This is a genomic window from Modestobacter sp. VKM Ac-2984, assembly GCF_026967985.1.
Lineage (GTDB): Bacteria > Actinomycetota > Actinomycetes > Mycobacteriales > Geodermatophilaceae > Modestobacter.
Genome location: NZ_JAPVBJ010000003.1, coordinates 132,189 through 156,720, shown reverse-complemented (window position 1 = coordinate 156,720; position 24,532 = coordinate 132,189). Strand labels below are relative to the sequence as shown.

The following is a 24,532-nucleotide window of genomic DNA, read 5'->3' as shown; positions in this document are numbered from 1 at the left end:
CCGTCATCCCCGCGCCCGTCATCCCAAGACCACCGCCACCCCGACCAGGACCGGCACCGAGAGCACGGTCGTGACCAGGACGGCGTCCCGGGCCAGCGCGGTGCCCCGGTCGTAGGCGGTGGCGTAGACGAAGACGTTCTGCGCGGTCGGCAGTGCGGAGGTGAGGGCGACCGCGAGCAGCGGCACCCCGGACAGGTCCACCACCCACCGGCCGAGCACGTAGGCCACCGCGGGCTGCACCAGCGTCTTCAGCGCGACCGCCAGCCAGACCTGGCCACCGCCGTCCCCGGAGGCCGGCCGCGGGGCCCCGAGCAGCCCGGAGCCGAAGGCGAGCAGCGCCGCCGGGACGGCGAGTGCGGCCAGCAGCTCGATCGGCTGGAGCACCAGCGACGGCAGCTGCAGCCCCGTCTCGGCCAGCAGCAGCCCGAGCACGCAGCCGAGCACCACCGGCGTGCGCACCGGCTGGCTGACCACCCGCCACCGCGACGGCGCGTCCTCGGCGGTGCCCTGTGACCCGGCCAGCACCGACAGCCCGATCGGCGCGAGCACCAGCACCTGGAACAGCAGCACCGGGGCGACGTAGGAGGCGTCGCCCAGCACGTAAACGGCGATCGGCAGGCCGAGGTTGCCCGCGTTGACGTAGGAGGACGCCAATGCGCCGGTGGTCAGCTGCGCCGGGCGCAGCCGCCACCACCACCGGGCCAGTCCGAGGTAGAGCAGCGCGGCGCACACCGCGCTGCCGCCGGTGGCCACCAGCGCCGAGGTCAGCAACGCGGCCGGGTCGGCGTCGGCCAGGGTGAGCAGCAGCAGCGCCGGGGTTGCCACGTAGTAGGACAGCCGGGAGAGCACGCCGGTCGCGCCCGCCCCCAGGACGCCGGTGCGCGCGGTCACCCAGCCGACGCCGATGACCGCGGCGAGGGCGGCGAACCCGCCCAGCACCGCGGTCACGCCGTCGCCGGCGGCACCGGTGCACCCGTCACCGGGTCGCGGCCGTCACCGCGGTCACCCACTGCGCCAGCGCCGTCTCCGGCGCCTGCGGCAGGAAGAGGCTGGGCTCGGTGAGCTCCAGCTCGAGCAGCACCGGGCGGCCGGCGTCGTCGGCCACCAGGTCGATCCGGGCGTACAGCGGCGGCTCGGCCCCCGGCACCAGGTCCGGCACCGCGTCGAACACGGCCTGGGCGACCACCCGCTGCGCCGGCGTCGGGTCGACCGCGCGCAGGTCACCGCGGCTGTCCCGGTCCTGGCGCACGCCCTCCCCGCGCTGCAGCAGCGGGCCCTTGCGCACGGCGTGGGAGAACCGGCCGCCGAGGAACAGCATCGCGGTCTCCCCGGCATCGTCCACGCTGGCCAGGTAGGGCTGCACCATCGCCGTCCGGCCGGCGGCGGTGAGCTCGGCGACGTGCCCGAGCACCGCTGCCGCATCGGTCCAGCGGGCGGTGTCCCGGGAGCCGGCCGAGATCGACGGCTTCACCACCCACTCCCCGGCGTCCGGCAGCTCGTCGGCGCTGGTCGGGTCCCAGACGGTGGGCACCACGGGCAGCCCGGCGCCGGCCACGTCGCGCAGGTGCGTCTTGTCGGTGTTCCAGGCCAGCACCGGAGCCGGGTTGCGCAGCCGCGGCACGGCGGCCGCCCAGCCGAGGAACTCCGCGCGCCGCCAGGCGTAGTCCCAGCAGGACCGGACGACGGCCAGGTCGAAGCCGGCCCAGTCCACGTCGCCGTCGTCCCAGCGGACCAGCTCGACGGCCAGCCCGGCGCCGCGCAACGCCGACGACGCGATCGGCAGGTCCGGGTCGACCCGCAGCCCTCGTTCGCTGCTGACCAGCGCGACCCGGGCGCTCACGCCGGCAGCTGCAGGACGCCGTCCACGCGCCGCGGGATGCCGGTCCCCTCGTCGGTCAGCTCGGCGGGCAGCAGCTCGGCCGGTGCCCCCTGCCAGGTGACCGGGCGCAGGAAGCGGCGGATGGCGGACGTGCCGACCGAGGTGTGCTGGGAGTTGGTCGACGGCCACGGGCCACCGTGGTGCTGGGCCCAGGAGACCGCCACCCCGGTCGGGTAGGCGTCGTAGACCAGCCGGCCGGCCCGGGTGCGCAGCTCCTGGGAGACCGCCAGCGGCAGCTGGGTCTCCCCCGCACCCCGGAGCACGGTGGCGGTGAGCGAGGACGGCATCTTTCCCAGCGCGGCGAAGAGCTCCGGCTCGCCGTCGTAGCGGGCCACCACGGTGACCGGGCCGAAGACCTCCTCGGTGACCTGCTCGGGCAGGTCGGCGGCCGGGGTGCTCAGCAACAGCGGCGTCGCGGCGAACCCGGTGCCGTCGACCTCGGTGCCGCGGGCGACGGCGGTGACGCCGGGTGCGCCGGCGATGGCCGCGGACAGCTTCCCGAAGGACGCCGCGATGCCCTCGTTGAGCAGCACCTGCGGGCTGCTGCCGCGCACCGCCTCGGCCATCGCGTCCACGACCTCGTCGCCGGCGGGACCGGTGGGCACCAGCACCAGACCGGGCTTGGTGCAGAACTGCCCGGCGCCCAGGGTGAAGGAGCCGACCAGCTCGCCGCCGAGCTGGGTGCCGCGCTCGGCGGCCGCCTGCGGGGTGACCACCACCGGGTTGAGGCTGCTCAGCTCGCCGAAGAACGGGATCGGGTCGGGGCGCTGCTCGATGATCTGCAGCAGTGCCCGGCCGCCGTTGACCGAACCGGTGAAGCCGACGGCGCGGATGGCCGGGTGGGCGACCAGGTCGGCACCGGCCTGCAGGCCGTGCACCAGGCCGAGGGTCCCCTCGGGGGCGCCGGCGTCGCGGGCGGCCGCCGTGAGCACCTCGAAGCAGAGCCGGGACGTCGCCGGGTGCGAGCCGTGCGCCTTGACGACGACCGGGCAGCCGGAGGCCAGCGCGGAGGCGGTGTCACCGCCGGGCACCGAGAACGCCAGCGGGAAGTTGCTGGCGCCGAACACCGCGACCGGCCCGATCGGCAGCAGCATCCGGCGCAGGTCCGGGCGCGGGCCCATCGGGCTGTCGCCGGCGTGGTCGATCGTCGCCTCGAGGTAGCTGCCCTCCTCCAGCACCTCGGCGAACAGCCGCAGCTGGTAGCAGGTGCGGGTCAACTCGCCGTTCAGCCGACCCGAGCCCAGCGCGGTCTCCCGGTCGGCCACGGCGACCACGTCGTCCCGGCGGGCCTCCAGCGCGTCGGCGAGGCTGCGGAGCAGGGTGGCCCGGCCGGTCCGGCCCAGTTTCTCCAGGGCCGGGGCGGCCGCCAGCGCCGCCTCGCAGAGCCGGGCCACCTCCTCCGGGCTGGTCTCCTGGGCGACGACCTCGGCCGTCTGTCCGGTACGGGGGTCGATGCTGAGGACGTCGGTCATCGGGTGCTCCTCTTCGGTACGGGTGCGGGGGTGGTCGGGCGGGCCGGTCAGGCGACCTTCTGCACCAGAGTGGTCAGCTCGGCGAGCTCGGCCTCGCTCAGGTCGGTCAGCGGCGGGCGCACCCGCCCGCCGTCCCGCCCGGCGGCGGTCAGCCCGGCCTTGACGATCGACACCGCGTACCCGCGGGTCCGGTCGCGGATGTCCAGGTAGGGCAGCACGAAGTCCGACAGCATCGCGTAGACGGCGGTGCGGTCCTGCGCCCGGACGGCGGCGTAGAACCGCAGGGCGAACTCGGGCAGGAAGTTGTACAGCGCCGAGGAGTACGTGCTGACGCCCAGCTGGAGCAGCGGCAGCGCGAACGTCTCGGCGGTGGGCAGGCCGCCGACGTAGATCAGCCGCTCGCCGACCTTGGCGTAGGTGCGGGTCATCTGCTCGATGTTCCCGACGCCGTCCTTGAGCCCGATCAGGTTGGGATTGCGGTCGGCGAGCTCGGCGACGGTGGTGTCGGTGAGAACGGCGTTGGCCCGGCTGTAGACGATCACCCCGAGGTCGGTGGACCGGCAGACGGCGCTGACGTGCTCGACGAGCCCGGCCTGGCTGGCCTCGGTGAGGTAGGGCGGGAAGAGCAGCAGCCCGGAGGCGCCGGCGGCCTGGGCGGCGCGCGCCTGCTCGATGGAGACCGCGGTGCCACCGGTCGCCGGGGCGACGACCGGGACCCGGTCGGCCACCTCGTCGACGGCGACCCGGACGACCCGGTCGATCTCGGCCGGGGTGAGGGAGAAGCCCTCCCCGGTGCCGCCGGCGGCGAAGAGGCCGGCGACGTCGAAGCTGGACTGCCAGGCCAGGTGCTCGCGGTAGCGCGGCTCGTCGAACTGCAGGTAGGCGTCGAAGTGGGTGACCGGGAAGGAGAGCAGGCCGGACCTTAGCGTGGCGGCGAGGGCGTCCGGGGGCATCAGCGTCACAGGGTGCGTCCTTGGGTCCGGCGGGTCCGCGCTCCGGTCCGGGTCGGCACCGGGGCGGTGGTGCACCTCCACGCTAGGGAGACCGACGATGCCTGTCCAAGATCGGTTCCGCATCGAGCGATGCCCTCAGGGCATCGCCCGCCCGAGCACCTCCAGCGCCTTCCGCAGGGCCGGGTTGGTGGCGTCCCGGCTCCACAGCAGGTGCAGCTCCACCGGCTCGAGCACCGGCGTCCGGAGCCGGACCAGCCCGACGCCGTCGATGGGCAGCCGGGCGGCGGACTCGGGGACGAACGCGATCCCCCGGCCGGCGGCCACCAGCCAGAGCATGGTGAGCACCTGGCCGACGGTGTGCACGGTGTTCTCCGAGGCGGTCGGTACGGCCCCGACCACCAGGTCGTAGAAGTACCGCGCCCGGGTCGGCGAGTGCATGACCACCGGCTCACCGGCCAGGTCATCGGGCTCGACCGGCCGGCCGAGCGCCAGCAGCGGGGAGCCCAGCGGCGCGGCGACGCACAGCGCCTCCCGGTGGAGCAGCCGCGAGCCGAGGGCCTGCTGGTCGACGGTCGGGCGGGCCAGGCCGAGATCGAGCTCCCCGGCGCGCAGCCCGGCCACCTGCTCGCGGGTGACGAGCTCTGAGAGGTCGACGTCCACGTCGGGGAGCTCCCGGGCCAGGTCATTGAGCAGCTGACCCAGCAGGCCGTAGGCGGAGGCTGCGGTGAACCCGATCCGCAGCAGCCCGCTGGAGCCGGCGGAGACGCGCCGGGCCAGCTCCGGGGCCCCGTCGGCCAGGCTCAGCAGCCGGCGGGCCTCGCCGAGGAAGACCTCCCCCGCGGCGGTGAGCGCGACCCGGCGGTTGTCCCGCTCGAGCAGCTGGGCACCCACGGCCCGCTCCAGCTTCTGGATCTGCCGACTGAGCGGTGGCTGCGTCATCGCCAGCCTGGTCGCAGCCCGGCCGAAGTGCAGCTCGTCGGCGACCGCGACGAACCCACGTAGCTGCTCCAGCGTGAAGGCCATGCCGGAACGGTATCCAGCATGGATTCATCAGTCACCGTGCGGCATCGATGAGTCGCATCAGACGGATGCCGTGCGCTGCTCGCCACCGCCTCCCGTGGCAGTGTGGCCGGCAAGCGCCGTCCTACGGCGAGCTCAGCCCGCCGCCCCCGTCCCCAGGAGCTCGTGTGACCGTCCTCGTCGGTTTCCTCCCCACCCCCGAGGGCGAGGCGGCCTTCGCAGCCGGCCTGGCCGAGGCCCGCCGCCGGGGCGAGGACCTGCTGGTGCTCAACAGCCCCCGCGGCGGTGCGCCGGTCAGCGCCGACGTCGCGCCGCCGGAGCTGGTCGTGACGCTGACCGCCCGCGCCCAGGCCGAGGGCGTCGCGCTGCAGCTGCGGCAGACCCCGCACACCGGGGACCTGGCCGACTCGGTGCTCCGCATCGCCGAGGAGGCCGACGCCTCGCTGATCGTGATCGGGCTGCGCCGCCGCTCCCCCGTCGGCAAGCTGCTGATGGGCAGCACCGCCCAGCGGATCCTGCTGGACGCCGACCGGCCGGTGCTCGCCGTCAAGCCGCACCCCGCCGCGGGCTGAGCCGCCCGAGACAGCACGAAGCCCGCCAGGCCGTCGGCCTGGCGGGCTTCGTCGTCCCGTGGTGCTGCGTGCTGTCGTGCTGTGGTGCTGGGTCAGGCAGCGGCCTGCAGCGCCCGGCGCACCTTCGGGCCACCGGTGGTCATCTTGTAGAGCTTGACGACCTGGGCCGGGGCGTTGGCCGGGGTGGTCTGGGCCAGCCAGCCGTTGGGCAGCGAGAGCCGGATGACCTTGTGCCAGGCCGACCCGACCTGCCGCGGCAGCGAGGCGGAGTGGTAGCGCAGCCCGTAGCGGGCGAAGAGGTCGCGGATCTGCGGGGCGATCTCGGCGTACCGGTTGCTCGGCAGGTCCGGGAACAGGTGGTGCTCGACCTGGTGGGACAGGTTCCCGGTCATGATGTGCATGGCCTTGCTGCCGGAGATGTTGGCCGAGCCGAGCATCTGCCGCAGGTACCACTCACCGCGGGTCTCCCCGTCGATCGACTTTTTCTCGAAGGTCTCGACGCCCTCCGGGAAGTGTCCGCACATGATCACCGAGTGCGACCACACGTTGCGCACCACGTTGGCGGTGAAGTTGGCCGCCAAGGTGGGCAGGAACGACGGACCCGACAGCGCCGGGTGGACGACGTAGTCCTTGGTCATCTGCTTGCCGATCTTCTTCAGCACCTGCTTGCCGCGGGCCCGGAAGCCCGGGTCGGCACGCCGCTCCTTGGTGGCCAGGTTCTTGCCCAGCTCCAGGTCGTAGGCGGCGATCCCGTACTCGAAGAAGCAGGCGTTGACGAAGTTCCACACCGGCTGGAGCAGGTACAGCGGCACCCACCGCTGGTCCTCGTCGACGCGCATGATGCCGTAGCCGAGGTCGTTGTCCTTGCCGATCACGTTCGTGTAGGTGTGGTGCAGCACGTTGTGCGAGTGCTTCCACTGCTCGGACGGGCTGGCCATGTCCCACTCCCACGTCGTGGAGTGGATCTTCGGGTCGCGCATCCAGTCCCACTGGCCGTGCAGGATGTTGTGCCCGATCTCCATGTTCTCCAGGATCTTGGCGACCGAGAGCCCGGCGGTGCCGACGATCCAGGCCGGCGGGAACTTGGAGAACAGCAGCACGGCCCGGCTGGCCAGCTCCATCTTGCGCTGCACGTCGATGACCCGGCGGATGTAGGCCGCGTCGTCCTCGCCACGGCTGTCCACGACGGTCTGCCGGATGGCGTCGAGCTCGCGGCCGATGGCCTCGACGTCGGCCTCGGAGAGGTGTGCGATCGGGTTGTCGGACTTCTTCTGCAGGACGGTCATGTGCAGCTCCTCAGCTGGTGGGACAGCGGTTCTGGATCAGTGGTCGATGTCGCAGGCGTCAACGGCGGCGCTGACGCAGGTCTGGATCAGGACGCCGTCACCGGGGGCGGCGGTGGTCAGCTCCCCGTTGCGCAGGTCACGGACGGCGCCCTCGCGCAGCGGCAGCACGCAGCCGTAGCAGATCCCCATCCGGCAGCCGCTGGGCATGAGCAGCCCGGCCTCCTCGGCGGCGTCCAGGATCGGGGTCGCGCCGTCGACCTCGAGCGTGCGCTCGGACTTCGCGAAGGTGACGGTGCCGCCCTCGCCGGTGACCAGCACCCGGGGGCGGAAGCGCTCGGTGTAGAGCCGGTCGGCGATGCCCTGGTCGGCCCAGTGCTCCTCCAGCGCCTCGAGCAGGCCGACCGGGCCGCAGGCCCAGGTGGCCCGCTCGGTCAGGTCGGGCACCAGGTCGGCGATGGCCGGGGCGTCCAGGAACCCGGCGTCCTTGGTGTGGTGCTCGACCAGCCGGATCCGGCCGGCGGCTGCCAGCTCGCGCAGCTCGGCACCGAAGATGACGTCCTCGACGGTGGGCGCGGAGTGCACCAGGACGACGTCGCACCCGGCGTCCTCACCCAGGTTGCGCAGGATGCCCATCACCGGCGTGATGCCGGAACCGGCGGTGACGAACAGTGCCTTGTCCGGCTGCTGCGCCGGGAGCACGAAGTCACCGGTGGCCTGGTCCAGCTGCACGACGGTGCCGGGCTGGACCCGGTGCACCAGGTGGTTGCTGACCTTGCCGTCCGGGATCGCCTTGACCGTGATGGTGAACCGACCGTCGGCCCGGCCGAGCACCGAGGTGATCGAGTAGGCCCGCCACAGCCGCACGCCGTCGATGTCGATGCCGATCCGCACGTACTGGCCCGGGGTGTGCGGCAGCCAGTCGCGGCCCGGACGGATGACGATGCTGGCGGCGTCCCGGGTCTCGTGGTGCACCGCCTCGATCCGGCCGCGCAGCGCGGCGCCGGAGCGCAGCGGGTCGACCAGGTCCAGGTAGTCGGCGGGCAGCAGCGGCGTGGTGACCAGCTCGGCCACCTTGAGCACCCGGTCGCGCAGCGTGGTCAGCACGGGACGGGCCGGCGACGGACGCGGGACGGTGGCGGTCATGTACTGATCTTTACCCGCACGGAGGGCGAACAACTGTGCCTCTGACGTGAATCGGGCGGTATCTTCTGTTCCCTGCGAACAACGAGGAGCTGAGGACGACGAGCGATCAGGTGATCTTCCCGCCGGCGGTGGTGGCGGCGATGCAGGCCCAGCTCCCCGCCGTCGCCGAGCAGACCGTGGCCAGCATCGTCGTCGAGGTGCCCAGCTACGCCGACGCCTTCTCCGGGGAGATGGGCCGGGCGATCTCCAACGCCGTCCAGCTCGCCCTGGGCGGCTTCCTGGAGCTGGCCACCACCGCGGGGGGCGCCGATGCGAGCCGGCCGATCGGCCCGGCGCTGGAGGGCGCGTACTCCCTGGGCCGGGGCGAGGCGCGCAGCGGACGGTCGATGGACGCGCTGCTGGCCGCCTACCGGGTCGGCGCCCGGGTGTCCTGGCGGCACATGAGCGACACCGCCGTGGGCGCCGGTCTCTCGGTGGGGTCGCTGGCCCGCTTCGCCGAGCTGGTGTTCGCCTACATCGACCAGCTGTCGGCGGCCAGCGTGGCCGGGCACACCGACGAGCTGGAGACCACCGGCCGGGTCCGCCGGCACCACCGCGAGCGGCTGGGCGCGCTGCTGCTGGCCGGGCGGCCGTTGCACGACCTGACTCCCGCCGCGGAGCGGGCCGGCTGGCTCCCGCCGCGGACGCTCACCGCCGTGCTGCTGCCGGAGGTGCGGGCGCGCGGCGCGGTCGCGCTGCTGGACTCCCGCACCCTGCAGCTGGACGACGACCCGCCTGGCCTGGACCCGGCCCTGGAGCTCAGCGTGCTGCTGGTGCCCGACGCCGGCGAGGGCGCCCGGCCCGCCCTGCTGCGCGCCCTCGAGGGGCGGACGGCGGTGGTCGGCCCGGCGCGGCCCTGGTCCTCGGTCACCGGCTCCTACGCCCGCGCACTGCGCGCCCTGCGGCTCGGCCTGCGCGCCACCGGGCCGGCGCCGCTGGACACCGAGCAGCGGCTGCCGGAGCTGGTGCTGCGGGCCGACGAGGACGCCCTGGCCGACCTGCGGGCCGCGGCGCTGGCACCGCTGGACGGGCTGACCCCCGCCACCCGGGAGAAGCTGGCCGAGACGCTGCGCTCCTGGCTGCTGCACCACGGGCGGCGCGAACAGGTCGCCGCTGAGCTGTTCGTGCACCCGCAGACCGTGCGGTACCGGATGGGGCAGCTGCGCGACCTGTACGGCGACCGGCTCGAGGACCCGCAGACGGTGCTGCAGCTGACCCTCGCCCTCGGGGCCCAGGCGAGCACCCGCGGGGCCGAGGAGACCTGAGCGCCCTCAGCCGGAGGTGACCGGCACACCGCCGGTGAGCGGACGCGCACCAGCCGGGTTGTAGAAGCACTTGTCCGCCGTGCCCGCGGCCACCTCACGGGCGAAGGTCACCAGGTGGTGGGTGACCGTGGCGAAGTGGACCACCTTCTCCACCCGGCCCTGCCGCAGCAACGGCAGCGCCATCCGCCAGAAGGCCCGGCGGTAGTCGCTGCGGACGCCGACGTGCCAGCCGATCCGGGCCAGCACCGACACCCCGCGGCGCAGGTCGGCCCGGGTCACCGGACGCCGGGGCCGTGGGCGCCGGTTGGCGTAGGTGCGCTCCAACTGGTGGGCGAACCGGGCGTACAGGGCCTCCGGGGTGAACACCTCGAGCACCACGTCCCGCCAGCCGGCCACCACCTCGTCGTAGGGCCGGAGGAAGGCGACGTTGGACTCCCGGTCGCCCGGGTCGTCGAGCAGCCGTCCCTCGGCGACCAGCCGGTCCCACAGCGCGGTGCGGGGCAGCGCGTGCAGCAGGTTGATCGTCAGCATCGGCACCTGCGACGCCGCGACGAAGGCCAGCAGGTCCGGCACGTTCGCCGCGTCGTCGGTGTCCAGGCCCAGGATGATGCCGGCGACCACCTCCAGCCCGTGGTCGTTGATGGTGCCGATCGCGTCCAGCACCGGCCGGCGCAGGTTCTGCTGCTTCTTGATCAGCTGCAACGCCGAGGCGCTCGGTGACTCCACGCCCAGGAACACCTGGACGAAGGACGCCTCGCGCATCAGCTCCAGCACGTCGGTGCGCTGGGCCAGGTTCATCGTCGCCTCGCAGGCGAACGACAGCGGGTAGCCGTGCCTGCGCTGCCAGTCGACCAGCCCGTGCAGCAACGACAGGGCGGCGTGCGGGTCGGCGATGAAGTTGTCGTCGACGAAGTACACCGTGCCCGGGTTGCCCACGGCGAGCATCGCGTCGAGCTCCGCGGTGACCTGCTCGACCGTCTTCATCCGTGGCCGGCGGCCGTACAGCGCCGGGATGTCGCAGAACTCGCAGCGGAACGGGCACCCGCTGGAGAACTGCAGGCTGGCGATCAGGTAGTCGCCCAGGTCGATGAGGTGGTAGGCCGGTGGCGGGCAGTCCGCCAGCTCCAGCCGCACGTCGGTCCGGTAGAGCTCCTGGACGGCGGGGCGGCCCACGTCCTCGGTCAGCCGGGCGACCAGTGCCGCGGTGGCGTCACCGAGCTCACCGACGTGCAGCAGGTCGGGAGCGGGGTAGAGCTCCGGGCAGGCGGAGACCGACGGCCCGCCCAGCGCGACGAGGGCACCGGCGTGGTGGGCCCGGTCGGTCAGCTCCTCCACCCGGGCCCGCTGCACGTGCATGCCGGTGAGGAACACGACCTCGGCCCAGGCCAGGTCCTCCTCGGTCACCGGGCGCACGTTCTCGTCGACGAAGCGCACCGACCAGCCGGCCGGCAGGTACGCCGCGACGGTGAGGATCCCCTGGGGCGGCATGAAGGCCGTGGCCCCGACCAACGCGAAGGCGTGGTCGAGGGTGCCGAAGGACCTCGCGTAGCGGGGGAAGACGCACAGCACCCGGCGCGCGGGACCGGGGCGGACCGCCGGAGCCGGAGCCGGCCCGGCCTCCGTCGCCGGCGGGCCGACCTGCTCCCCCCGCGCCGGGTGCGGCGTCACTTGGCCGACGACCGTCCGAGCTCTTTCAGCATGAAGTCGATCATGACGGCGACCAGGCTGGCTGAGGCGAGGCTGAGCAGTGCGACGCGCGCGTTGGCACCCATGGGGGCTCCCTGTGCTGTCGGGCGGCATGACTGCCTCTGCTCAGCACGGACCGCCGGACCGGGCCATCGAAACACGTCACGCCGGGCCGGGCAACGGATGCGTCCCGGGTGGTCGGGTGGCGGTCGGCGGGATAGGAACACCCCGTGCCCCCCGCCACCCCGCTCTCGGTCGCCGTGCTGGTCGAGCTGGTCCGCGGTCCGGCGTCCGGGGGGCACGTGAAGTGCTGGGAGCGGCTGGCCGGTGCGGTCGCGGGGATGCCGGGGGTGGACCTGACGGTGTACGTGCTCGGCGCCCCGCCCGGCACCGATCCGATCGCCGACAACGTCCGGTTCGTCGCGCTGCGCCCGGTGCTGACCAGCTCCTCCGTGCAGGGCCTGGTCGGTGGCGTCGACGGCTCCGACCTGACCCCGTTCCACCCCGGGCTGGCCCGGCGGCTGCCGGGGCACCAGGTCTGGCACGCCACCCATTCCTTCGCGTTCACCGCCACCGCGCTGCGGTTGCAGGACCGGTACCGGCCCGCGCTGGTGGGGTCGGTGCACACCGACGTCCCGGCGCTGGCCGCGCTGTACACCCGCCAGGTGGTCCGGCGGCTGCCCGCGGTGGTGGGCGACCAGCTGGACCGCTTCGGGCCCGAGGCGGTGGTGGCCCGGCTCGCGCGCCGCCGGCGCGACCGGCTGCTGCGCGCGTGCAGCCACGTGCTGGCCTCCAGCCCGGACGACGCCGCGGAGTTCACCGCTGCGGCCCCGGGCACCGTGGTGTCCCGGCTGCGCCGCGGCCTGGACACCCGGTTGTTCTCCCGCGGGGACGGCGACCGGCAGTGGCTCAGTGAGGCGTACGGCCTGTCCCCCACCGGGCCGCGAGTGCTCTTCGCCGGCCGGGTCGACGTCTCCAAGGGCGCACCGCTGCTGGCCGAGGCGGTGCACCGGCTGCACCGCGCCGGTGTCCCCGTGCAGCTGGTGCTCGCCGGCGACGGAGCGGCGGTGGCCCCGGTCCGCCGGCTGCTGGGCCCCGCGGTGACGCACCTGGGGCACCTGCCCCAGGCCGAGCTGGCCCGGGTCTACGCCGGCTGCGACGTGTTCGCCTTCCCCTCCCGCAGCGAGACCGCCGGCAACGTGGTCCTCGAGGCGATGGCCGCCGGGCTGCCGGTGGTGCTGCCCGCCGGGGAGCGCACCGCCCAGTGGCTGACCGCGCCCGGGGAGGACGGCGTGCTGGTCGACAGGGACGACGCGGACGCCTGGGCGGCCGCGCTGCGCCCGCTGCTGACCGACGGCGCGCGCCGTGCCCGGATCGGCGAGGCCGCCCGGCGGACCGTCGAGCGCACCGTGCCGCGGTGGTCCGACGTCGTCCGCGAGGACCTCCTGCCGGTGTGGCGTGCCGCGGCGGCCGCCAGTTCGACCGCTCCCCGGCTCAGCGCCTGACCCACCCGCGCCGCGACGGTGCCCGCAGCTGGCGGGGCCGGGTGGCACCGGACCCCGCAGTGGTCACGTCCGCGATCGGGGACGGCCGGATCACGCTGGCCACCGCGGTGGGGGCCCGCTCGCCGCCGGTCTCGCCCTCACCCCGGCCGGCGCCGTCCCCGTCCTCCTCCCCGTCCTCCTCGCCGTCCTCTTCGCCGTCCTCCTCCGACTGGTGCAGTCGCTTGGTCAGCGGTGAGGTGTCGAGCAGGACGATCCCGGCGAGCGCGACCGCGGCACCGGCCGCGGCCAGCAGGTGCCGGCCCAGCCCGGGGGCCAGTGACTCGCCGAAGAGGAGCACGCCGATGGTCACGGCCACGGCCGGCTCGACGGCGTCGATCACCGGCATGCTCGCCGCCAGCGGTCCGCTGTTGAACGCGCTCTGGATGAGCAGCAACCCGCCGATGCTGGCGACCACCAGCAGGTAGGTCTGCCAGGCGGTGAAGACCGCGGCGAAGCCGTCGCTGAACCGGTCGATGGTGGCGTCGAACAGCGCGGACTGGGTGCCCATCACCGACGCCCCGGCCAGCGCGAACATCGTGGCCCGCAACGGCCCCTTCCGCCGCCGGCCGAAGACCAGCGCTGCGACGACGAGGACGCCCACCGCGAGCAGCAGGAACAGCCAGTCGCCGAGCGGTGCCTCGGTCGTGCCCGCCGAGGGTGACGCAGCGGCGAGCCCCACGGCGAGCCCGGCGGTGACCATGAGTGCACCCAGCCAGTCCCGGGCCTGCATCCGCATGCCGTGCAGCCGGGCGGCGACCGGCAGCGCGAAGACGACCTCCATGACGATCAACGGCTGGACGAGCGACAGCGGCCCGTTGGCCAGCGCGAGGCCCTGGAAACCGTAGGACAGCACCGCCAGGCTGATCCCGATCACCCACAGCCGCTGCCGGGCCAGGTCGCGGAGCAGCCCGGGAGACAGCGACTCGTCGGAGTCCAGCCTGCTGGCCGCGCGCTGCTGCAGGACCCCGGCGGCCGCGAAGCAGGCCCCGGCCGCGATGGCGGCGATGACGGCGATGACCACGAGGCCTCCTGGAACGGGAACGGACACCGACCGGGACAACCACACAAGGCCCGCCGGAACATGCCTGCGGTGCCTTACCCCGCCGCCGAGCGGGGTACCCCGCTCGCCGTGACCGTCTACCTGCTGGCACTCGGCGCCGCCCTCCTGTTCGGCATCGGATCGGTGGTGCAGCAACGGGTCGCGTTCACCGCCCCGCCCGGCAAGACGCTGCGGCTCAGCCTGCTGTGGTGGCTGGTGCGCCAGCCACCGTGGCTGATCGGGGTGGGCACCGCCGTCGTCGGCAACCTGTTCAGCGGGGCGGCGCTGGGCATGGGCACGGTGGCACTGGTGCAACCGCTGCTGGTGGCCCGGCTGCTGTTCGCCCTCCCCATCTCGGCGGTCTGGGCCCGGCAGCGCTTCACGCTGCGCGACTGGCTCGGCATGCTGGCCACCGCCGGTGGCCTGGCCGGCTTCCTGGTCATCGCGCGCCCGCAGGAGGGGGCGGACGTCGAGCCGCCGGTCTGGCAGTGGCTGGTCGTGCTCGCGGTGATCGGATCGGTGGTGGGCGGGCTGGTGGTGATCGCCCGCAAGCTCGCCCCCGCCCGGGAGGCGCCGATGCTCGGGGCCGGTGCGGGCATGCTGTTCGCGCTGCAGTCGGCGTTCACCCACGTGGCCGTGAGCCACTTCCTGGACGACGGCATCAGCGGGCTGCTGGGCTCCTGGACCACCTACGCCGTCGCGGTCACCGCCGTCGGCGGCACCCTGCTGGCACAGAGCGCCTACGAGATGGCCCCGCTGGCCGCGTCCTACCCGGCGCTGGCCGCCACGGAGCCGCTGGCCGCGATCGGGATCAGCGTCGTCGTGCTGGGTACCGCGCTGGCCGTAGGGGTGCTCCCGCTCACCGGTTTCCTGATCGCCCTGGCCGTGATGACGGTGGGCATCTACCTGTTGGCCACCTCGCCGCTGGTCACCGGGCAGGCCGAGGTGATCGCCCGGAAGGCGGCGGATGAGGAGGTCGCGGAGACCGAACGGGAGGTCGAGGAGCTGCTGCACGACCTGACCGACGAGGTGTCCTGGCTGGAGGAGTGCCGCACCCGGACCCGGCCGCCGGGAGCGGCGGCCGTCGACCGCCGGCTGCGGCGCCTCGACGAACTGGTCCCCCGGCTGGACGCAGCACTGGAGCAGCTGGCCGACGCCGGGGGGCGGGCCGCCGTGGAGTCCGCAGAGCAGGCGGCCGAGCAGGCCGGCACGCCGATGCCCGAGCGGCCGGCCGGCGACGGCGGGCGCAGTGGCTCGACCACGCCGGCGCGGCGGGAGGTCCGCGACGACCTGGCGGCCACCCTGGAGCGCTACGAGGAGGAGGCCCGGGCCCGGGACCGGCGGCTCGCCGCCGAGGCCGCGACGCTCCGCGAGCGAGCGGACACCCAGCGCCGTGCGGTGGCCTCCGAGCGCCGGAGCGGCTGAGCCGGCAGCGCGTCAGGCGCGACCCCGCGGGGTGCCGGTGTCCGTGCTGCCCGGCCCGCTCCTCCGCCGGTGACGAGACCCTCCGGTCACCGGGCGGAGCCGGCCCGGCGCGGGGGCGCCGGTGCGGCGACCGGGCCTGCGTCGGGCCCCGTCCGCCCGCTGCGCAGCACCGGGACGACCGGGGGGTCACCGGCCGCCGACGGCCGTGTCCTGCGCGCCGCAGCGGTCCGGCGGGCCGTCCCGGCCGGCGGCGCCGACCGCCGGGGGGTGTCCGGGCACGTCGGCTCCCAGGCCAGCGCCAGCAGCATCTGCAAGCGGCCGGCCGGGTCCTCCAGGGCCGGACCGAACAGCTCCTGCAGCCGTCCCAGCCGGTACCGCACCGTCTGCGGGTGGATGCCGAGCTCGTCGGCGACCGCCCGCCGGTTGCCCATGTGGGTCAGCCAGGAACGCAGCGTCTGCCGCAACGCCTCCTGGCTCGCCGGTGCAGCCTCGGCCAGCGGGCGCAGGACCTGCTGCCGCAGCGCCTCGAGGAGCTCGGGGTCGCGGTGGACGATCAACGTGTCCAGGTGCTCGTCCACGAAGACCGGGCCGTCCTCCGGCCGCCGGGGCGGCAGCGTCCGGACGGCGGCCTCGGCGAGCCGGGCGCTCTCCGGCAGCCGGCGCAGCTCCACGACCGGCCCGACCAGCGCGGTGCACCCGCGCAGTGCTGCCTCCAGCCTCTTCCGCCGTCCGGGGGCGGCGAGGTCCGGGACGATCGCACCGGGCAGCGGGGTGCGCCGGAGCTGGAGACAGTCGCTGCCCAGCCGGGCGAGCGACTGCCGCCCGGCGTGGTCGTCCGGCTGGACGAACACCACGGCCGCTCCGGCGGGCAGCGGCCAGTTCGCCCGACGGGCCGCCACCTCGACCGCCCCGCCGTCCGCACGGTCGGACAGCAGGCGCTCGGCCAGCGCGTCACGCAGTTCCTCGCGCAGGTCCGCCGCGCCCACCTGCTCGGCGACGTAGCCGGCGATGGTCACCGCCCCCAGGTGGTCGACGAGGGAGAACAGCTCCTCCGCGAGCGCAGCGAGGGCGGCGGCCGGCAGCCGGCCGGCCACCGCGGTGGCGGCGATGTGCCGCCACGCCGCACGTCCCCCGGCCTGGTAGGCCGACAGCAGGTCGCCGACCGGCAGGTCGCAGCGCCGCTGTTCCCGCCCGAGCTCACCGAACAGCGACCAGATCTCCTCGTCCCCTGGCGGCCCCTCCGCCCGGCGGCCGTCGGGCGGCGGCGCGGCTGCCCCGGAGCGGTCGGGGCGCGACGCCTGCTCGGCCCCCCAGACCAGCCGGCGGATCGCCAGCTCCGCCGAGGGAACGGCCTCGGCGCGGCCGCGCGCCAAGAAGTCGGCGTAGCCCTGGTCGACCTCGGCCAGCGCACGGGTGACCCCGGCCAGCATGTCGGGGACCCCGGCGAGGAGCGCGGGCAGGAGCCGCACCAGCGGCGACTCGGCCATGAAGGGGGTCATCCTGCTCCGTGGAGTGGCAGCTGGATCGTTGGCTCCGACCTGGGTCCAGTACACCGGTCTTGTCACCTGGCGACAACTCGTCCGCGCCGATTCCGCCTCCGGGTGAGCAGACACCGGACCGGATCCGGACGGATCCTCGGTCCCATGTCATCCCCTGGGACCCGGTTCCCCGCGGTCGCCCCGTCCGGGACCGTCCGCGGGGACCTGCGCGACCTCGAACGCGCCGAGAACTTCCCGGTGGCGCTGCGGTTGCTGCCGGCCACGCTGCGGCAGGACCTGCAGGCGGTCTACGACGTCGTCCGCACGATCGACGACCTCGGCGACGAGCTGCCGGTGACCACCGCGGACGGCCGCACGACAGCGCTGCGGGACTTCGCCGACGACCTGGCGACGGTCTGGACCACGGGGACGCCGGACCGCGCGGTGCTGGGCCGGCTGGTCCCGGTGGTCCGCCGGCGGGAGCTCCCGCCGGAGCCGTTCCAGCAGCTCGTCCAGGCCAACCTGCAGGACCAGCAGGTGAACCGGTACGCGAGCTTCGCGGACCTGCTGGACTACTGCGAGCTGTCCGCGGCACCCATCGGCACCCTGGTCCTGCACCTGTTCGACGCCGCGGACCCGGCGCGCCAGCAGCTCTCCGACCGGGTCTGCGCGGGTCTGCAGGTCGTGGAGCACCTGCAGGACGTGGGCGAGGACCGGCGGGCCGGCCGGGTCTACCTGCCGACGGAGGACCTGACCGCCTTCGGCGTGCCCGAGGACGACCTCGACGCCGCGACCGCCTCACCTGCGTTGCGCCGGTTGGTGCTGCACGAGGCCGACCGGGTCGACGACCTGCTGGACGCCGGCGGCCCCCTGGTCGCGTCGCTGCACGGCTGGGCCCGGCCGGCCGTCGCCGGCTACCTGGCCGGTGGCCGGGCTGCGGTGGACGCCGTCCGGCGGGTGCGCGGCGATGTACTGGGGCAGCCGGCCCGGACCCGGCGCCGGGACGTGCTGGCGCACCTGGTGCGTGCCCTGGCCGGGGGCCGGCGATGAACCCGACGGTGAACCCGACGCTGACCGAGGCCTACACCGCCTGCGAGGAGATCACCCGGGACCAGGCCCGCAACTTCCACTACGGCATCCGGCTGCTGCCGCCGGACAAGCGGGCGGTGCTCTGCGCGGTCTACGCCCTCGCCCGGCGGATCGACGACATCGGCGACGGCGACCTGCCGGCGGCGGAGAAGGCCGCCCGGCTGGCGGCCGTGCGCGCCGCGGTGGACCAGCTGACCGCGGGCCGGGACCTCGCCGACCCGGTGCTGCTCGCGCTGTCGGACGCCGCCCGGCGCTACCCCATCCCGTTGGACGCCTTCGGGGAGCTGGTCGACGGGGTGGAGAAGGACGTCGCGATGGACACCGCCGGGCTGCGGTACGCGACCTTCACCGACCTGGTCGGCTACTGCCGGTGCGTGGCCGGCTCGGTCGGGCGGCTGTGCCTGGGCGTCTTCGGCAGCCGGCCCGACCCGCGGGCCCCCGGCTACGCCGACCAGTTGGGCATCGGGCTGCAGCAGACCAACGTGCTGCGGGACGTCCGCGAGGACCTGCTGAACGGGCGGGTGTACCTGCCGCAGGAGGACCTGGACCGGTTCGGGGTCGACCTCCGCCTGGACGAGTCCGGCGAGCTGGTCGACGACGACGGTGCGCTCTCGGCGCTCATCCGGTCGGCGTGCCGGCGGGCGACCACCTGGTACGACGACGGGCTGCGGCTGGTCCCCCTGCTGGACCGGCGCAGCGCCGCCTGCTGCCTGGCCATGTCCGGCATCTACCGGCGGCTCACCGAGCGGATCGCCGCGCAGCCGGAGTCGGTGTTCGACCGGCGGCTGGCGCTGTCCGGCCGCGAGAAGGCGCTGGTCGCCGGCCGAGCGCTGGTGGGACGGACATGAGCGGCCGCCGGACGGCGGTGGTCGGTGGTGGCCTGGCCGGCACCGCGGCCGCCCTCGCCCGGGCCGACCGCGGCGATCGGGTGACCCTGCTGGAGAGCCGGCCGCGGCTGGGCGGGCTGGCCGGCTCGTTCTCCCGCGGCGACCGGCCGGTCGACTCCGGCCAGCACGTGTTCCTGCGCTGCTGCACCTCCTACCGGGCGCTGCTGGACCGGTTGGGCGTGGCCGACCAGGTGGTCCTGCAGGACCGGATGTCCATCCCCGTGCTGCGCCCCGCGCCGTCGGGCCGGCCGGTGCGGGCCACGCTGCGCCGGACGGCCGGCCCCGCACCGCTGGCCCTGGGCCGGATGCTCGCCGGCCACCGGCTGCTCTCCCCCGCCGACCGGGTGCGGGCCGCCCGGGCAGGCCTGGCCCTGCGGCAGCTGGACCCCGCGGACCCCGACCTCGACGCGGGGACCTTCGCCGACTGGCTCACCGCCCACGGGCAGAACGACCGCACGGTCGCGGCCCTGTGGGACCTGATCGGGGTGGCGGCGCTCAACGCCCCGGCGACCGGGGCCTCCCTGGCGCTGGCCGCGACGGTCTTCCGGACGGCGCTGCTGGAGGACCCGGCCGGCGCGGACATCGGCTGGGCGGAGGCGCCGCTGGGCGAGCTGCACGGCACCGCGGCCCGGCGGGCGCTGGAGGAGGCCGGCTGCCAGGTGCGCACCGGCGCCCGGGTGCAGGCCCTGCGTGCCGCCGGGGACGGCTGGGTGGTCACCGAGCGCGGCGGGACCGAGCACGAGGTCGACGCCGTGGTGCTGGCCGCGCCGCCCGCGGTGGTGGAGGACCTCCTGCCCGCCGGGGCGGTGCCGCTGTCCCCGGGGTGGGCCGGACGGCTGGGGGCGGTGCCGATCGTGAACGTCCACCTGCACTACGACCGGCCGGTGCTCGACGTGCCGTTCCTGGCCGCGGTGGGCAGTCCCGTGCAGTGGGTCTTCGACCGCACCGCCTCGGCCGGGGTGCGCTCGGGCCAGTACCTGGTCGTCTCGCTGTCCGCGGCGCAGGAGACGGTCCGGACCCGGGCCGCTGCCCTGACCGCGCAGATGCAGGCCGCGCTGGCCGACCTGCTCCCGGCCGCCCGGTCGGCGCGGGTGCTGGACGGCTTCGTCACCCGGGAACCGGCGGCGACCGTCGACCCCGCCCCGGGCCAGGCCGACCGCCGTCCGGCGGCGGCGACCACGCGACCCGGGTTGGTGCTGGCCGGCGCCTGGACGGCCACCGGGTGGCCATCGACGATGGAGGGTGCCGTGCGCAGCGGTGAGACAGCAGCCCGCGTGCTCGACGAGCGCGCCGGTGCGCAGCAGGACCGGGCCGACGTGGTGGGTGCGGCATGACCGCCGTCCTGTCCCCGGAGACCCTGGGGCGCTGCCGGTCGCAGGTGCAGCCGCAGCTGCGCACCGCGGTCGACCGGCTGGACCCGGACACCCGGGAGGTTGCCTCGTACCACCTGGGCTGGACCGAGGCGGACGGCACCCCGCGGGCCACCGGTGGCGGCAAGGCGGTGCGCCCGGCGCTCGCCGTCCTCTCCGCCGAGCTGGCCGGGGCCGACTGCAGCGTCGGGCTGCCCGGAGCCGTTGCGGTCGAGCTGGTGCACAACTTCTCCCTGCTGCACGACGACGTGATGGACCACGACCACGAGCGGCGGCACCGGCGCACGGTCTGGTCGCTGTGGGGCGTGCCGTGCGCGATCCTCACCGGCGACGCGCTGCAGGGGCTGGCCCAGGAGGTCGTGCTGGACAGTGGGTCGCCGCACGCCGCGGCCGCCGCCCGCTGCCTGACCGCGGCCACGGCCGAGCTGATCCGCGGCCAGGTCGCCGACCTGGCCTTCGAGCGGCGGTCCTCGATCACCCTGGACGAGTGCTTCGGCATGGTCACCGGGAAGACCGGGTCCCTGCTGGGCGCCAGCTGCGCCATCGGCGCGGTGCTCGCCGGTGCCCCGTCGGAGCTGGTCGCCGCGCTGGACGCCCATGGGCGGCACCTGGGCACGGCGTTCCAGCTGGTCGACGACCTGCTCGGCATCTGGGGTGACCCGGCCACCACCGGCAAGCCGGTGCTGGCCGACCTGCGGGCGCGGAAGAAGTCGCTGCCGGTCACCCGTGCGCTGGCCGCCGACGGCCCGGCCGCCGCCGAGCTGGGCCGGTGGTACGCCACCGACCCGGCCGGTGACACCGAGCCGGACCTGCACCGGGCCGCCGACCTGGTGGCGGCCACCGGCGCCCGGGCCTGGGCGGAGGCCACCGCCGAGGAGCACCTGGACCGGGCGGCCGCGGAGCTCGACGGCCTGCCGCTGCCCCCGGCCCCGCACGGCGAACTGCTGGAACTGGGCCGCTGGCTCACCCGGAGGGAGTGCTGAATGACCGCCACCACCGCACGCCCGAGCGACCCCGCCGTCGGCGACCCGGCCACCGCACTGGACCGCGCCGTGGCACATCTGCGCGGCCTCCAGCACCCCGACGGGTGGTGGAAGGGCGAGCTGCAGACCAACGTGACCATGGACGCCGAGGACCTGCTGATGCGGGAGTTCCTCGGCATCCGCACCGCGCAGGAGACCACGGAGGCGGCCCGCTGGATCCGCTCCCAGCAGCGCGCCGACGGCAGCTGGGCGACCTTCGCCGGGGGCCCGGCCGACCTGTCCACCACGGTGGAGGCCTGGGTCGCGCTGCGGCTGGCCGGTGACGCTGCGACCGACCCGCACATGGCCCGGGCGGCCGAGGTGGTCACCGCGCTGGGCGGGGTGGAGCGCAGCCGGGTGTTCACCCGCATCTGGCTGGCGCTGGTCGGGCTCTGGTCCTGGGACGAGCTGCCGGTGATGCCGCCGGAGCTGGTGCTGCTGCCGCCGTCGGTGCCGCTGAACGTCTACGACTGGGGCTGCTGGGCGCGGGGCACGGTGGTGCCCCTGACCGTCGTGGGCAGTGCCCGGCCGGTGCACCCGGTGCCGTTCGGCGTCGACGCGCTGCGCAGCGGTGCGAAGCCGGCGCCCTTCGACCGGCCGTGGACCTGGGCCGGGGCGTTCCAGCGGCTGGACCGCGTGCTGGCCGCCTACGGCCGGCACCCGGTGGGCTGGCTGCGGCGGACCGCGATCGCCAAGGCGGTCGAGTGGGTGCTGGCCCGCCAGGAGGCCGACGGCGGCTGGGGCGGCATCCAGCCACCGTGGGTGTACTCGCTGCTGGCCCTGCACGTGCAGGGCTACGCCCTGGACCACCCGGCGATGCGCGCCGGCCTGGCCGGGCTGGAGGGCTTCGTCGTGCGGGAGGAGACCCCTGACGGCGTCGTCCGCCGGCTGGAGGCGTGCCAGTCACCGGTGTGGGACACCGGGCTGGCGGTGACCGCACTCCGGGACGCCGGGACGCCGGCCGACGACCCCGCGGTGCTGCGGGCCGCGGAGTGGCTGCTCGGTGAGGAGGTGCGGGTGCGCGGTGACTGGGCCGTGCGCCGTCCGGACCTGGCCCCGGGCGGCTGGGCGTTCGAGTTCGCCAACGACGTCTACCCCGACACCGACGACACCGCGGAGGTGGTGCTCGCGCTTCGCCGGGCCGCCGTCCCCGACCCCGGCCGGCTGCGCGCCGCGCTGGACCGGGGCGTGGCGTGGACGCTGGGCATGCAGAGCCGGGACGGCGGCTGGGGCGCCTTCGACGCCGACAACACCGGCTCGATGCCCGCCCGGCTGCCGTTCTGCGACTTCGGCAACCTCACCGACCCGCCGTCGGCCGACGTGACCGCGCACGTGGTGGAGATGCTCGCCGCGGAGGGCCGGGCCGGGTCGACCGAATGCCGCCGCGGGGTGCAGTGGCTGCTGGACCACCAGGAGGCCGACGGCTCCTGGTACGGCCGCTGGGGCGCCAACCACCTCTACGGCACCGGTGCCGTCGTCCCGGCGCTGATCGCCACCGGCACCCCGGCCCAGGCACCGGTCGTCCGCCGGGCGGTGGCCTGGCTGGCCGCCCACCAGCAGGCCGACGGCGGCTGGGGCGAGGACCTGCGCTCCTACACCGACCCGGCCTGGGTGGGCCGGGGCGAGCCGACCGCCTCGCAGACCGCCTGGGCGCTGCTGGCGCTGCTGGCCGCCGGCGAGACCGGCCCGGTCGTCGAGCGGGGGGTGCGCTGGCTGGTGGACCACCAGCGCCCGGACGGCACCTGGGACGAGCCGCAGTTCACCGGGGTCGGGTTCCCCGGCTTCTTCTACATCAACTACCACCTCTACCGGCTGGTCTTCCCGATCTCGGCGCTGGGCCGCCACCTGGAGGCATCCCGGTGAACGGGGCGGCCGACCACGCGGTGGCCCCGGTGGTCGCCACCCCGCTGCGCACCGAGCACGCCGCGGTCGCCCCCGCGCTGCCCGGCACCCCGGTGGTGCGCACCGGCCGCGGGGCGCGGTCGTCGGCCTGGGCCCGGGACCGCGCGGCCGGGCCGGTGCTGGTCGCCGGCGTCGCCGGCGCGCTCTCCCCCGACCTGCGCCCCGGTGACCTGGTGGTCGCCGACCAGGTCACCGACGGGACGACGACGGTCTGCTCCCCCGCCGCCCCGTTGCTGGCCGGCGCGCTGACCCGCCGGGGGCTCCCGGTGCACGTCGGCACGCTCGCCACCAGCCCCTCGGTGGTCACCGGCGCAGCGCGCACCGCACTGGCCGCCACCGGCGCGCTGGCGGTGGACACGGAGACCCTGCCGCTGGCGTCGGCTGCCGGAGGTGCACCGTTCGCCGCCGTCCGCGCGGTCGTGGACACCCCCACCGCTCCGCTGCTGCACCCCGGCACGCCGGGCCGTGGGCTGACGGCGCTGCGCGCCCTCCGGGCGGCCGCCCCGGCGATGGCCGAGTGGCTCGCCGCGCTGGGCCCGCGGGAGGTGCTGCTGGCCAGCCCGCGCTCGTTCTGCGCCGGGGTCACCCGGGCCATCGACACCGTGGAGCGGGAGCTGCAGCGGCACCAGGGCCCGGTGTACGTGCGCCGGCAGATCGTGCACAACGCCCACGTCGTCCGCAGCCTGGAGCAGCGCGGCGCGGTGTTCGTCGAGGAGGTCGACGACGTCCCGGTCGGGTCGCCCCTGGTGCTCGCCGCGCACGGGGTGGCCCCGGCGGTGCACGCCGCGGCCGCCGACCGCGGCCTGGCCGTGGTCGACGCCACCTGCCCGCTGGTGAGCAAGGTGCACGCCGAGGTGCGCCGGGCCGCCCGCCGCGGGGAGACGGTGCTGCTCATCGGCCACCGCGAGCACGAGGAGGTCGAGGGCACCGTCGGCGAGGCGCCGGACGACGTCGTGGTGGTCGCCGACGTCGACCAGGCCCGCACCGTCGCCGTCCGCGACCCCGAGCGGGTCAGCTACGCGGTGCAGACCACGCTGGCCGTCGACGAGGCGGAGGCGGTGGCCGCCGTGCTGCGGGACCGCTTCCCCGCGCTGCGGGCACCGCGCCGGGACGACATCTGCTACGCCACCACCAACCGCCAGCAGGCCGTCCGGGCGCTGGCCGCCCAGGCCGACCTGGTGCTGGTGGTCGGCTCGGCGAACTCCTCCAACTCGGTCCGGTTGGTCGAGGTGGCCCGCCGCGCCGGCTGCCCCGCCCACCTGGTCGAGGACGCCGCCCAGGTCGACCTGCGCTGGCTGGCCGGCGCCGGGCGGATCGGTCTGTCCGCCGGGGCGTCCGCCCCGCCCCACCTGGTCGACGAACTCGTCACCTGCCTGTCCGGCCTCGGTCCGGTGCGCGTGCAAGACGTGCACGTCACCGACGAGGACGTCACGTTCACGCTCCCCCCGGAGGTCTCCTGAC

20 protein-coding genes are annotated in these 24,532 nt (G+C 75.3%); 10 read left to right on the top strand and 10 right to left on the bottom strand.

The genetic code is table 11. From position 1 onward, the window contains the following. Positions 1-18: 18 nt before the first annotated feature. The 5 genes from O2W16_RS07815 to O2W16_RS07795 form a co-directional block, all read right to left on the bottom strand. Entirely contained in the window at positions 19-948 is a 930-nt protein-coding gene (locus tag O2W16_RS07815; protein ID WP_269158249.1) for an AEC family transporter, read from the bottom strand. 28 nt (positions 949-976) lie between these two features. Beyond that, positions 977-1,840 carry an ATP-grasp domain-containing protein gene (locus tag O2W16_RS07810; protein ID WP_269158248.1) on the bottom strand — a complete coding sequence of 288 codons (864 nt, stop codon included), beginning with the start codon at positions 1,838-1,840 and terminating at the stop codon, positions 977-979. Next, complete coding sequence (locus tag O2W16_RS07805; protein WP_269158247.1) at positions 1,837-3,351, bottom strand: aldehyde dehydrogenase (NADP(+)); 1,515 nt, start codon at positions 3,349-3,351, stop codon at positions 1,837-1,839. The genes O2W16_RS07810 and O2W16_RS07805 overlap by 4 nt, the downstream gene beginning before the upstream one ends. Before the next feature lie 47 nt (positions 3,352-3,398). After that, the gene (gene kdgD / locus O2W16_RS07800; protein WP_269158626.1) at positions 3,399-4,304 is read right to left on the bottom strand and encodes a 5-dehydro-4-deoxyglucarate dehydratase; all 906 of its coding nucleotides are present in this window, start codon (positions 4,302-4,304) and stop codon (positions 3,399-3,401) included. A 135-nt stretch (positions 4,305-4,439) separates the two neighbouring features. Further along, positions 4,440-5,327 carry a LysR substrate-binding domain-containing protein gene (locus tag O2W16_RS07795; protein ID WP_269158246.1) on the bottom strand — a complete coding sequence of 296 codons (888 nt, stop codon included), beginning with the start codon at positions 5,325-5,327 and terminating at the stop codon, positions 4,440-4,442. A 164-nt stretch (positions 5,328-5,491) separates the two neighbouring features. Between O2W16_RS07795 and O2W16_RS07790 the strand changes: the two genes are divergently transcribed. After that, on the top strand, positions 5,492-5,896 hold the full coding sequence (locus O2W16_RS07790) for a universal stress protein (RefSeq protein ID WP_269158245.1): 405 nt from the start codon (positions 5,492-5,494) through the stop codon (positions 5,894-5,896). 92 nt (positions 5,897-5,988) lie between these two features. Here the strand turns inward: O2W16_RS07790 and O2W16_RS07785 are convergent, their stop codons facing one another. Beyond that, a complete protein-coding gene (locus O2W16_RS07785; RefSeq protein ID WP_269158244.1) occupies positions 5,989-7,182 on the bottom strand; it encodes a fatty acid desaturase family protein in 1,194 nt (397 codons plus the stop codon). 36 nt (positions 7,183-7,218) lie between these two features. Next, the gene (locus O2W16_RS07780) at positions 7,219-8,325 is read right to left on the bottom strand and encodes a ferredoxin reductase (RefSeq protein WP_269158243.1); all 1,107 of its coding nucleotides are present in this window, start codon (positions 8,323-8,325) and stop codon (positions 7,219-7,221) included. 110 nt (positions 8,326-8,435) lie between these two features. Here O2W16_RS07780 and O2W16_RS07775 point away from each other — a divergent pair, with 110 nt between their 5' ends. Continuing rightward, entirely contained in the window at positions 8,436-9,629 is a 1,194-nt protein-coding gene (locus O2W16_RS07775) for a PucR family transcriptional regulator (RefSeq protein ID WP_269158242.1), read from the top strand. A gap of 6 nt (positions 9,630-9,635) precedes the next feature. Here O2W16_RS07775 and O2W16_RS07770 read toward each other — a convergent pair whose 3' ends face one another. Beyond that, complete coding sequence (locus O2W16_RS07770) at positions 9,636-11,297, bottom strand: B12-binding domain-containing radical SAM protein (protein WP_269158241.1); 1,662 nt, start codon at positions 11,295-11,297, stop codon at positions 9,636-9,638. Between the two features lie 248 nt (positions 11,298-11,545). On the opposite strand from O2W16_RS07770, the gene O2W16_RS07765 reads away from it, so the two are divergent. Beyond that, positions 11,546-12,820, top strand: coding sequence for a glycosyltransferase (locus O2W16_RS07765; protein ID WP_269158240.1), 1,275 nt, complete (start codon positions 11,546-11,548; stop codon positions 12,818-12,820). Here O2W16_RS07765 and O2W16_RS07760 read toward each other — a convergent pair. After that, on the bottom strand, positions 12,810-13,880 hold the full coding sequence (locus O2W16_RS07760) for a DMT family transporter (RefSeq protein ID WP_269158239.1): 1,071 nt from the start codon (positions 13,878-13,880) through the stop codon (positions 12,810-12,812). The genes O2W16_RS07765 and O2W16_RS07760 overlap by 11 nt on opposite strands. A gap of 69 nt (positions 13,881-13,949) precedes the next feature. On the opposite strand from O2W16_RS07760, the gene O2W16_RS07755 reads away from it, so the two are divergent. After that, the gene (locus O2W16_RS07755; RefSeq protein WP_269158238.1) at positions 13,950-15,323 is read left to right on the top strand and encodes a DMT family transporter; all 1,374 of its coding nucleotides are present in this window, start codon (positions 13,950-13,952) and stop codon (positions 15,321-15,323) included. Positions 15,324-15,409: 86 nt separating this feature from the next. Here the strand turns inward: O2W16_RS07755 and O2W16_RS07750 are convergent, their stop codons facing one another. Further along, positions 15,410-16,822 (bottom strand): PucR family transcriptional regulator, encoded by a 1,413-nt coding sequence (locus tag O2W16_RS07750; RefSeq protein WP_269158237.1) that lies wholly within the window; start codon positions 16,820-16,822, stop codon positions 15,410-15,412. A gap of 144 nt (positions 16,823-16,966) precedes the next feature. On the opposite strand from O2W16_RS07750, the gene hpnC reads away from it, so the two are divergent. The 6 genes from hpnC to ispH are packed head-to-tail and all read left to right on the top strand — an operon-like array spanning position 16,967 to position 24,531. Continuing rightward, the gene (hpnC, locus tag O2W16_RS07745) at positions 16,967-17,851 is read left to right on the top strand and encodes a squalene synthase HpnC (protein ID WP_269158236.1); all 885 of its coding nucleotides are present in this window, start codon (positions 16,967-16,969) and stop codon (positions 17,849-17,851) included. Beyond that, positions 17,848-18,738, top strand: coding sequence for a presqualene diphosphate synthase HpnD (hpnD, locus tag O2W16_RS07740; protein ID WP_269158235.1), 891 nt, complete (start codon positions 17,848-17,850; stop codon positions 18,736-18,738). Before hpnC ends, hpnD begins: the two co-directional genes overlap by 4 nt. Beyond that, complete coding sequence (gene hpnE / locus O2W16_RS07735) at positions 18,735-20,111, top strand: hydroxysqualene dehydroxylase HpnE (protein ID WP_269158234.1); 1,377 nt, start codon at positions 18,735-18,737, stop codon at positions 20,109-20,111. Before hpnD ends, hpnE begins: the two co-directional genes overlap by 4 nt. Then, complete coding sequence (locus tag O2W16_RS07730; RefSeq protein WP_269158233.1) at positions 20,108-21,130, top strand: polyprenyl synthetase family protein; 1,023 nt, start codon at positions 20,108-20,110, stop codon at positions 21,128-21,130. Before hpnE ends, O2W16_RS07730 begins: the two co-directional genes overlap by 4 nt. Continuing rightward, positions 21,131-23,032 (top strand): squalene--hopene cyclase, encoded by a 1,902-nt coding sequence (gene shc / locus O2W16_RS07725; protein ID WP_269158232.1) that lies wholly within the window; start codon positions 21,131-21,133, stop codon positions 23,030-23,032. It begins immediately after the preceding gene. After that, the gene (gene ispH / locus O2W16_RS07720) at positions 23,029-24,531 is read left to right on the top strand and encodes a 4-hydroxy-3-methylbut-2-enyl diphosphate reductase (RefSeq protein WP_269158231.1); all 1,503 of its coding nucleotides are present in this window, start codon (positions 23,029-23,031) and stop codon (positions 24,529-24,531) included. Before shc ends, ispH begins: the two co-directional genes overlap by 4 nt. Position 24,532: the final 1 nt, after the last annotated feature.

Coding starts and splice junctions, on each gene's coding strand:
- hpnE (WP_269158234.1), top strand. CDS start 18,735: ATGAGCGGCCGCCGGACGGCGGTGGTCGGTGGTGGCCTGGCCGGCACC.
- O2W16_RS07785 (WP_269158244.1), bottom strand. CDS start 7,182: ATGACCGTCCTGCAGAAGAAGTCCGACAACCCGATCGCACACCTCTCC.
- O2W16_RS07750 (WP_269158237.1), bottom strand. CDS start 16,822: ATGACCCCCTTCATGGCCGAGTCGCCGCTGGTGCGGCTCCTGCCCGCG.
- O2W16_RS07805 (WP_269158247.1), bottom strand. CDS start 3,351: ATGACCGACGTCCTCAGCATCGACCCCCGTACCGGACAGACGGCCGAG.
- O2W16_RS07795 (WP_269158246.1), bottom strand. CDS start 5,327: ATGGCCTTCACGCTGGAGCAGCTACGTGGGTTCGTCGCGGTCGCCGAC.
- O2W16_RS07730 (WP_269158233.1), top strand. CDS start 20,108: ATGACCGCCGTCCTGTCCCCGGAGACCCTGGGGCGCTGCCGGTCGCAG.
- hpnD (WP_269158235.1), top strand. CDS start 17,848: ATGAACCCGACGGTGAACCCGACGCTGACCGAGGCCTACACCGCCTGC.
- shc (WP_269158232.1), top strand. CDS start 21,131: ATGACCGCCACCACCGCACGCCCGAGCGACCCCGCCGTCGGCGACCCG.
- hpnC (WP_269158236.1), top strand. CDS start 16,967: ATGTCATCCCCTGGGACCCGGTTCCCCGCGGTCGCCCCGTCCGGGACC.
- O2W16_RS07780 (WP_269158243.1), bottom strand. CDS start 8,325: ATGACCGCCACCGTCCCGCGTCCGTCGCCGGCCCGTCCCGTGCTGACC.
- kdgD (WP_269158626.1), bottom strand. CDS start 4,304: ATGCCCCCGGACGCCCTCGCCGCCACGCTAAGGTCCGGCCTGCTCTCC.